Source organism: Saccharopolyspora sp. 7B (assembly GCF_020177435.1).
Taxonomy (GTDB): domain Bacteria; phylum Actinomycetota; class Actinomycetes; order Mycobacteriales; family Pseudonocardiaceae; genus Saccharopolyspora_C; species Saccharopolyspora_C gregorii.
In genome coordinates this window covers 192,723-201,715 of sequence record NZ_JAIUKC010000002.1, presented here as the reverse complement: position 1 = coordinate 201,715, position 8,993 = coordinate 192,723, and the positions used below count along the sequence as shown (strand labels likewise).

The following is an 8,993-nucleotide window of genomic DNA, read 5'->3' as shown; positions in this document are numbered from 1 at the left end:
GGGCGGGAGGGCGCCGAGCACGACGCGGCCAAGGACGTGCAGCAGGCGCTCGCCCGCTACCGGGACGCCGCCGACCTGCTCGCCGAGCACGTCACCGAACGCGGCTACGACCTGCGCTTCGCCCTCGAACCGAAACCGAACGAGCCGCGCGGTGACATCCTGCTGCCCACCCTGGGGCACGCCCTCGCGTTCATCGACTCGCTGGAGCGCCCCGAGCTGTTCGGCGTCAACCCGGAGGTCGGGCACGAGCAGATGGCCGGGCTCAACTACGCCGCCGGGGTCGCGCAGGCGCTCTACCACGGCAAGCTGTTCCACCTGGACCTGAACGGGCAGCGCGGCATCAAGTACGACCAGGACCTCGTGTTCGGGCACGGCGACCTGCACAACGCGTTCGCGCTGGTGGACCTGCTGGAACACGGCGGTCCCGGCGGGACACCCGCCTACGACGGGCCGCGGCACTTCGACTTCAAACCAGCCCGCACCGAGGACGACGCGGGCGTGTGGGACTCGGTGCGCGCCAACATGGCCAACTACCTGCTGCTCGCGGAGCGCGCGGCCGCGTTCCGCGCCGACCCCGAGGTGCAGGAGGCGCTGGCCGCCTCGAAGGTGCCTGAGCTGGCCGTGCCGACGCTCGCCGACGGCGAAGGGGCCGCCGCGCTGCTGGCCGACCGCACCGCGTTCGAGGACTTCGACAGCGCCGCCCACTACGACGGCCGCGGCTACGGCTTCGTGTGGCTGCAGCAGCTGGCCACCGAACACCTGATGGGCGCGCGGGGATGAGCACGCCCCGCACCAACTGGTCCGGCAACGTCACCTACCGGGCGCCCCGCTTCGCCCGGCCGCGGAGCCTCGACGAGCTCGCCGAGGTCGTCACCGGCGCCGACCGCGTCCGGGTGCTCGGCACCGGGCACACCTTCACCGGCATCGCCGACAGCGCCGACGTGCAGGTGTCGCTGGCGGCGCTGCCCGCCGAGATCGAGGTGGACCCCGCCGGGAGCGTCGCGATCTCCGGCCCGGTGCACTACGCGGAGCTCACCCGGGTGCTGCACGAGCACGGGCTCGCCCTGGCGAACCTGGCATCGCTGCTGGACCTGTCGGTGGCGGGCGCGATCTCCACCGGCACGCACGGCTCCGGCAGCCGCACCCGCGGGCTCGGTTCCGCGGTGCGGGCGCTGGAGTTCCTCACCGCCGACGGCGAGGTCCGGGTGCTGCGCGACGGCGACGCCGACTTCACCGGGGCCGTCGTGGGGCTCGGCGCGCTCGGCGTGATCACCCGGATCGAGCTGGCGGTGGAGCCGGCGTTCGAGGTCACCCAGCACGTCTACGCGGGACTGCGGTGGCCGGTGGCCGCTGCCGAACTGGCCGCGCTGCTCGGCTCCGGCTACAGCGTCAGCCTGTTCACCGACTTCGACGGCTCCGGCGTCCGGCAGGTGGTGGTGAAGGAGCGGGGCGGGCACGACACCGAGCTGTTCGCCCGCCTCGGCTCGCGGCGCATGGACGGGCCGCGGCACCCGATGGCGGGCGGGCCGACCGAGAACGTCACCGTCCAGGCCGCACCCGGCCCGTCGCACGAACGGCTCCCGCACTTCCAGGCGGGACGGACCCCCAGCAGCGGCGCGGAGATCCAGAGCGAGTACCTGGTGGACGCGCGGCACGCGGCCGCCGCCGTCGAGGCGCTGCAGCGGGCCGCGCCCGCGTTCGCACCGGTGCTGCTGGTCGCCGAGCTGCGCTCGGTGGCCGCCGACGAGCTGTGGCTCAGCCCGGCGTGGCGGCGGGATTCGCTGGCGATCCACTTCACCTGGCGCCGCGACCAGGCCGGGGTGGCGGCCGCACTGCCCGCTCTCGAAGCCGCGCTCGCCCCGTTCGGCGCCCGGCCGCACTGGGGGAAGGTGTGGGCGATGGGCGCCGACGTGCTCGCCGAGCGCTACCCGCGGCTCGCCGACTTCCGCGCGCTGGCCGAGCGCTGGGACCCGCAGCACCGCTTCCGCAACGAGTTCCTCGACGAACGCGTCTTCTGACGCCGGTGGGGGCCCCCCCCGCGGGCGGGGGGGCCCCCCCCCCCCCACCCCCGGGGGGGGGCGCGCGGGGGGCCCGCCGCGCCGCCCCCGCCCCCCCCCCCCCGCGCCCCGCGCCCCCCGGCCCGGGCCCGCCGGCCCCGGGCGCCCCCCCCCCCCCCCCCCCCCCCCCCCCCCCCCCCCCCACCGCCCGCTAACCGCGGGTGAGGCGCAGGACGGTGCCCTCGCCCCCGGCCGAGAGCAGCAGCGCGCCGTCCGGGGTGGCGGCGATCCCGGCGAACGCGCGCGGCTGGCCGGGGATCCCCGGCGTCACCACGGGTTCCGGGTCCCGGAGCGCGTCGACCGGCAGCTCCGCGACCTCGGCGCGCCGGGCGCCGGTGTCCGGGTCCAGCGAGAGCAGCCTGCGGGCACCGGCTTCGACGACGAACAGCTCGCCGCCCAGCCGCGCGAGGCCCTGCGGTTCGGCCAGCCCGTCGGCGAGGACGTCCACCGCGCCGTCGCCGATCCGCAGCACCCGCCCACCGCGCTGCTCGGTGGCGAAGCAGCGCCCGTCCTCGTCGAGCGCCACGTCCACCGGCCCGTCCAGTCCGTCGGCCAGCACGGTCACCTCGTCCGCCGCGTCGATGCGCAGCACCCGGCCCGCACCGGTCTCGGCGACCACCAGCGCGCCGCCCGCCGCGACCGCGATCCCGCCGGGCCCGTCCAACCCGGACGCGCGCACCCGCACCCGGCCGCCGTCCACGGTGCGGACCTCGCCGAACTGCGAGGTCACGTGCAGCACCCCGGAGTCGGCGGCGATGCCGTGCACGAAGCCGCCCAGCTCGGACAGCAGCGGCCCGCCCGCCTCCGCCCCGAGCTCGTCCGCGGCGGTGCCGAGCCGGAAGTGGTCGGCGGCGTACCAGCGCCCGTCGGAGTCGGCGGCCACGCCGAACGGGCCGTTGAACCCGCGCGCCACCACCGGGCGCACCGGCCCGTCCGCCTCGATCCTGGTCACCCCGCCGCTGGCGAAGCTGGAGACCAGCATCCGGTTCTCCGCGTCGAACGCGGCGTTGTCCATCCCGGCGATGCCGGTGCGGGTGATCGTGCGGGAGCCCTCCGCGTCGAAGCGGGTGACGATCCCCGCCACCCCGCGGGAGAGCACCACCAGCTCGCCTGCGCGGTCGAAGCGCACCGCGACCGGTTCGTGCACCTGCTCGGCGACCAGCTCCGCCGCGCCGCCCTCCGGGGAGATCCGCCACACCTCGCCGGTCATCATGTGCGGGTAGTACAGCGACCCGTCCGGCCCGAGCTGCATCGCGTTGCCCATCGCGAGCCCGCCGGTGAGCACCACCGGTTCGCGCCCGTCCGGGAACAGCTCCAGCACCCGCCCGTCCCGGTACATCTCGTTGACGAACACCCGGTTCCCGACGCAGGTGATCCCGTTCGGGCAGCGCAGCCCGCGTGCCACCACGGCGAGCTCGCCGTCCGGCGCGCACCGCCACACCAGTCCCGGGTTCAGGTCGGTGATGTACATCGAACCGTCCGCGGCGAAGTCCAGGTCGTCCGGCGAGCGCACCGGCCCGCCGACCGGCAGCACCGCCTCCACCTCGCCGGAGTCGACGTCGACCGCGCTGATCTGCCCCGCCAGGTACTGGGCGACGTGCAGCCGCCCGTCCGGGCCGAAGGCGACCCCGTTGGACCCCCACAGCGGGTTCGGCTCGTTCTCGCGGCGCGCGGTCCAGCGCCCGGCGTCGAGCACCGTCACCGCCGCACCGGACCTGCTGCGCGTCACGCGCGTTCCCCTTCCACCAGCACCTCGTCCACGCCACCGGCGGCCCGCCAGTCGCGCAGCAACCGGTAGAACTCGATGGCGCCGCCACCGTAGCTCTCGCTGCGCGCCCGGGGATCGCCCTCGTTGTTGTAGTAGCTCGGGGTGCACTCGGCGAGGAATTCCCGGTCGTAGCGCTCCTTCTCCCGGATCGTGGCGACCCACGCGGCTTCGGCCTCGGCGGTCGGTTCGACGCGGCGGGCTCCGCGGTCGCGGGCGGCGGCGATCAACTCGGCGACGTGCTCGGCCTGCTCGTCGAGGACGTGGGCGAAGTTCACCGAGCTCGCGTTCTGCGAGGCGCCGAGCCGGAAGTGGTTCGGGAAGCCGTGGCTGGTGAACCCGTGCAGCGTGCGCAGTCCGCCGCTCCAGTGCTCGGCGAGGGTGCGCCCGCCGCGCCCGCGCACCGTCCGCGCCGTCGTCATCGCCCCCGCGCCGAGGTCGAAACCGGTGGCGAACACGATGCAGTCCACTTCGTACTCGACGCCGGCCACGACCACTCCGCGCTCGGTGAGCCGTTCCACGCCCGCTCCCCCGGTGTCGACCAGGGTCACGTTGGGGCGGTTGAACGTCGGCAGGTAGGTGTCGCTGAACGTGGGCCGCTTGCACAGCCGGTGGTACCAGGGTTTCAGCGCCTCCGCGGTGGCCGGGTCCTCGACGATCTCGTCCACCCTGGCGCGCACCGAGTTCATCTTGGCGAAGTCGGCGAGTTCGGCGCGCAGCGCGTCGTCGGCGTCGAGGATCTCGTTGTGCGCGCTGGGCATGATGGAGCGGAAGGTCTCGGCGCTGTCGGTCCAGCGGTCGCCGACGAGGTCCTGCTCGGCGTGCCCGCCGGAGACGAGGGTCAGGAAGTTCTCCCGCCGCTCGCGCTGCCAGCCGGGGCGCAGCGATTCCGCCCAGCCCGGGTCGGTGGGCCGGTTCCCGCGTTCGTCCACTGAGGACGGAGTGCGCTGGAACACGTACAGGTGCGCCGAGTCCTGCCCGAGGTGCGGGACGCACTGGATGGCGGTGGCGCCGGTACCGATGACCGCGACCCGCTTGTCGGCGAGCCGGTGCAGCCCGCCGCTCGCGTCCCCGCCGGTGTAGTCGTAGTCCCAGCGGCTGGTGTGGAAGGTGTGCCCGCGGAAGGTCTCGATGCCGGGCAGCCCGGGCAGCTTCGGCCTGCTGAACGGGCCGCTGGAGACGATCACGTAGCGGGCGGTGAGCACGTCCCCGCGGTCGGTGCGCACCGTCCAGCGCTCGGCCTCCTCGTCCCACTCGCTGTCGACGACCTCGGTCTGGAAGCAGGCGCGGTCGTAGAGCCCGAAGTGGCGGCCGATGGCGCGGGCGTGCTCGCGGATCTCCTCGCCCGGCGAGTACTTCCACCGCGGCAGCGAACCGAGTTCTTCCAGCAGCGGCAGGTAGATGTAGGACTCGATGTCGCAGTGCACGCCGGGGTACCGGTTCCAGTACCAGGTCCCGCCGAAGTCGCCGCCCTTCTCCACGACGCGGATATCGGTGAACCCGCGTTCCACGAGCCGGGCCGCCGCGGTGAGCCCGCCGAATCCGCCGCCGATCACGAGGACCTCGGAGTGCTCGTGCAGCGCTTCCCGGGTGAATCCCGGTTCGACGTACGGGTCGTCGGCGTAGTAGCCGAACTCGCCGGTCGTGGCCCGGTACTGCGCGGACCCGTCGGGGCGCAGCCGCCGGTCCCGCTCGGCCCGGTAGCGCTCCCGCAGCTGCTCGGGGTCGAAGCCGAGCACGGCGGGGTCCAGCACGGCGCGCCGGGACTCCTCGGTGGTGGACATTCCGCTTCCTCCAGGTGGGTTTCGGGACGTTCGGGGTTTCCGGCGGGACTACTCGGCGGCGCGCCCGGGCAGGAACGCGGCGATCGCGAACGCGCCCAGCGAGGCGGCGGCGCCGATGCCCAGCACCACCTGGAACCCGGCGAGGGCGGGCAGCGCGGCGCCGCCGACCTGGTTGGTCATGTTCGCCAGGATCACCCCGGCCGCGGCGCTGGACACCGAGGTACCGATGGAGCGCATCAGCGTGTTGAGGCTGTTGGCCGCGGCGGTCTCCGACACCGGGACCGCGCCCATGACCAGCGCGGGCATCGCGCCGTAGGCGAGCCCGATGCCGGCGGCGATCACGCAGGAGACGACCATCAGGTGCCAGATCTCGGACATCAGGACGAGCCCGAGGCCGTAGCCGGCGGCCACGACGAGCGCCCCCGCCATCAGCGTCACCTTCGGCCCGCGTTCCCGGGAGATCCGCGCCGACACCGGCGACATCGCCATCATCACCAGCCCGTTCGGGGCCATCACCAGCCCGGCGGCGAGGATGGACTGCCCGAGGCCGTACCCGGTGGCGGCGGGCAGCTGCAGCAGCTGCGGGATCACCAGCGAGGTCGCGAACATCGCGAACCCGAACACCACCGAGGCGAGGTTGGTCAGCAGCACCTGGCGGCGCGCGGTGGTGCGCAGGTCCACCAGCGGGTGCTCGGTGCGCAGTTCCCACCAGCCCCAGACCAGCAGCACGAGCAGCCCGCCCGCGACGAGCCCGAGCGTCGTCCCGCTGCCCCAGCCCCAGTCGGCGCCCTTCGACAGCGCCAGCAGCAGGCACAGCAGCGCGATGGACAGCCCGATCGCGCCCGGCAGGTCGAACCGGCCGCCGCCGCGGACCCGGGATTCCGGCACGAGGGTCGCGACGAGCACGGCGGCGAGCAGGCCGAGGGCACCGGCGGCCCAGAACAGCGCGTGCCAGTCGGCCTCCTCCGCGACGAACGCGGCGGCGGGCAGCCCCAGCGCACCGCCGACGCCGAGCGAGGCGCTCATCAGCGCGGTCGCCCCGCCAAGCCGTTCCGCGGGCAGTTCGTCGCGCATGATGCTGATCCCGAGCGGGATGACCCCGGCGGCGAGGCCCTGCAGCAAGCGGCCGGCGACCATCAGCGCCAGCCCGTTCGCCAGCGCGCACAGCACCGAGCCGCACACCATGATCCCGAGGCTGATCAACAGCATCCGCCGCTTGCCGAACATGTCCCCGAGCCGCCCGACGGTGGGCGTGGCGACGGCGGCGGCCAGCAGGGTCGCGGTGATCGCCCACGCGGTGTCGGCGGCCGACGCCCCCAGCAGCCTGGGCAGGCTCGGCACCAGCGGCACGACCAGGGTCTGCATCAGCGACACCGAGATGCCGCCGAAGGCCAGCACCGGGACGACCACGTTCGTCCGCGCGGGCGGCGCGTCGTCCGGGCGCCGCGGCGCGCTGAGGGCGTGGGTCATGGTGCTCCCGTCTCGTTCCGATGCCCGCCTTTAAGGCAGGCGCTTGACTGACGTTAGCAGCTGCGGTTCACTACCTCCAAGTTCGTTTCCCGAACACGAGGAGAAACCGCGGTGACCACACCTGACGAGCGGGTGCTCGACTACCCGATCCCCGCACCGGGGCCGCTGGAACCACCCGCCGAATGGGCCCGGCTGCGCGCCGGCTGCCCCGTCTCCCGCGCGAAGCTGCCCAGCGGGGACGAAGTCGCGCTGCTGACCCGCTACGCCGACGTCAAGGGCGTGCTCGCCGACCCGCGGTTCGGCCGCAGCCTCGACGATCCCGACGCGGCCCGGATCTCCGACACCGAATCGGGCGGGCTGTTCAACAGCGAGATGTCCACCGCGCTCCCGCAGAGCGGCGAGGGCCACCAGCGGTGGCGGCGCCTGGTCAACCGCTGGTTCACCGCCAAGCGGATGCTGGCGCTGCGCCCCGAGATCGAGCGGATGGCCGAGAGCCTCGTCGACGACATGATCGCCGGTGGCGGACCCGCCGACCTCAAGGCCGCGCTCGGCTTCCCGCTGCCGGTGTGGGTCATCTGCGACATGCTCGGCGTGCCCACCGCGGACCGGGACCGGTTCTCCCGCTGGTCGGACACCTTCCTGAACCTCACCCGGTACTCCGAGCAGGAGTTCAAGACCGCCGAGGCCGACTTCTTCGGCTACATGGCCGGGCACATCGCCGCGAAGCAGCGGCAGCCCGGGGACGACCTGCTCAGCGAGCTCATCGCCGCCACCGACTCCGAAGGCGAGCGGATGCCGGACCGCATGCTCGCCGCCACCGGGCTCGGGCTGCTCATCGCCGGGCACGAGACGACCGCGAACATGATCGGCAAGATGGTCGCGATGCTGCTGTCGGACCGGCGGCGCTGGGAACGGCTGCTGGCCGACCCGTCGCTGGTGCGATCCGCGGTCGAAGAGGTGCTGCGCTTCGACGCCAACTCCGGGCTCGGCATGGTCCGCTTCCTGCACGAGGACGTCGAGATCGCGGGCACCGAACTGCCGCGCGGCACCACCGTCATGTGCAACATGGCCGCCGCGAACCGCGACGAAACCGCCTTCGACGGCGCCGACGACATGGACCTCGCCCGCACCCCCAACCCGCACCTCGCGTTCGGCACCGGCGCGCACTCCTGCCTCGGGCAGGCGCTGGCCCGCAACGAGCTGCAGGTGACGCTCGAAGTGCTGCTGCGCAAGCTGCCGTCGTTGGAACTCGCGGTGCCCGCCGAGCGGCTGCGCCCGCTGGAAGGGCTCGTCGTCGGCGGGCTGAGCGAAGTCCCGGTGCGGTGGTGACCGTGGGCGCGGCGCGGTCCCGGCAGGTGCGGGCGACGCGGGAGCTGATCCTGTCGGCGGCCGAGCGCCTGTTCGCCGAGCACGGGATCGCCGCCGTGTCCAACCGCCAAGTCAGCGAAGCCGCCGGGCAGGGCAACAACACCGCCGTCGGCTACCACTTCGGCACCAAGGCCGAACTGGTCGCCGCGATCCTGCGCAAGCACCACGAGCAGGTCGAGCGGTTGCGCGCCCGGATGGTCGCCGGAGCCGACGGATCCGTGCGCGGCTGGGTGTCCTGCATGGTGCTGCCGACCGCGCTGCACCTGGCCGAGCTGGGCTCGCCGACCTGGTTCGGCAGGTTCGGCGCGCAGGTCATGACCGACCCCGCCTACCGCGAGATCGCCGAGCGCGCATCGCGGAGCTCCCCGGCGCTGCTGCGGGCGGGCGGGGAACTGCACCGGCTCCTGCCGGAACTGCCGGAGCCCGTGCGGGAGGAACGCCGCGACATGGCCCGGCAACTGGTGGTGCACGGGGTCGCCGCCCGCCCCCCCCCCCCCCGCGCCCGCCCCCCCCCCCCCCCCCCCGCCGGGGGGCCCCCGCGCACCCGCC

At 74.3% G+C, this 8,993-nt stretch carries 7 protein-coding genes (1 of these 7 only partly in view); 4 read left to right on the top strand and 3 right to left on the bottom strand.

What is annotated here, in order from left to right:
- Both LCD33_RS00865 and LCD33_RS00860 read left to right on the top strand, forming a co-directional pair.
- On the top strand, positions 1-780 hold a 780-nt coding region (locus LCD33_RS00865), incomplete at its 5' end, for a TIM barrel protein (protein WP_224967393.1).
- The gene (locus LCD33_RS00860; protein ID WP_224977405.1) at positions 777-2,018 is read left to right on the top strand and encodes an FAD-binding protein; all 1,242 of its coding nucleotides are present in this window, start codon (positions 777-779) and stop codon (positions 2,016-2,018) included. The genes LCD33_RS00865 and LCD33_RS00860, both read left to right, overlap by 4 nt.
- 190 nt (positions 2,019-2,208) lie before the next feature.
- Here LCD33_RS00860 and LCD33_RS00855 read toward each other — a convergent pair whose 3' ends face one another.
- The 3 genes from LCD33_RS00855 to LCD33_RS00845 are packed head-to-tail and all read right to left on the bottom strand — an operon-like array spanning position 2,209 to position 7,076.
- Entirely contained in the window at positions 2,209-3,786 is a 1,578-nt protein-coding gene (locus LCD33_RS00855) for a hypothetical protein (protein ID WP_224977404.1), read from the bottom strand.
- Positions 3,783-5,606: an NAD(P)/FAD-dependent oxidoreductase gene (locus LCD33_RS00850; protein WP_224961221.1), complete on the bottom strand. Its 1,824-nt coding sequence runs from the start codon at positions 5,604-5,606 to the stop codon at positions 3,783-3,785. The genes LCD33_RS00855 and LCD33_RS00850 overlap by 4 nt, the downstream gene beginning before the upstream one ends.
- 48 nt (positions 5,607-5,654) lie before the next feature.
- On the bottom strand, positions 5,655-7,076 hold the full coding sequence (locus LCD33_RS00845) for an MFS transporter (protein ID WP_224961219.1): 1,422 nt from the start codon (positions 7,074-7,076) through the stop codon (positions 5,655-5,657).
- Between the two features lie 111 nt (positions 7,077-7,187).
- Here LCD33_RS00845 and LCD33_RS00840 point away from each other — a divergent pair, with 111 nt between their 5' ends.
- The gene (locus LCD33_RS00840; protein ID WP_224961217.1) at positions 7,188-8,405 is read left to right on the top strand and encodes a cytochrome P450; all 1,218 of its coding nucleotides are present in this window, start codon (positions 7,188-7,190) and stop codon (positions 8,403-8,405) included.
- A protein-coding gene (locus LCD33_RS00835) for a TetR/AcrR family transcriptional regulator (RefSeq protein WP_224977403.1) crosses the window boundary here: on the top strand, positions 8,402-8,993 show its 5' portion. Its footprint extends 245 nt past the window's final position; the window shows 592 of its 837 coding nt (coding positions 1-592); the start codon lies at positions 8,402-8,404; its stop codon lies beyond the right edge, outside the window. The genes LCD33_RS00840 and LCD33_RS00835 overlap by 4 nt, the downstream gene beginning before the upstream one ends.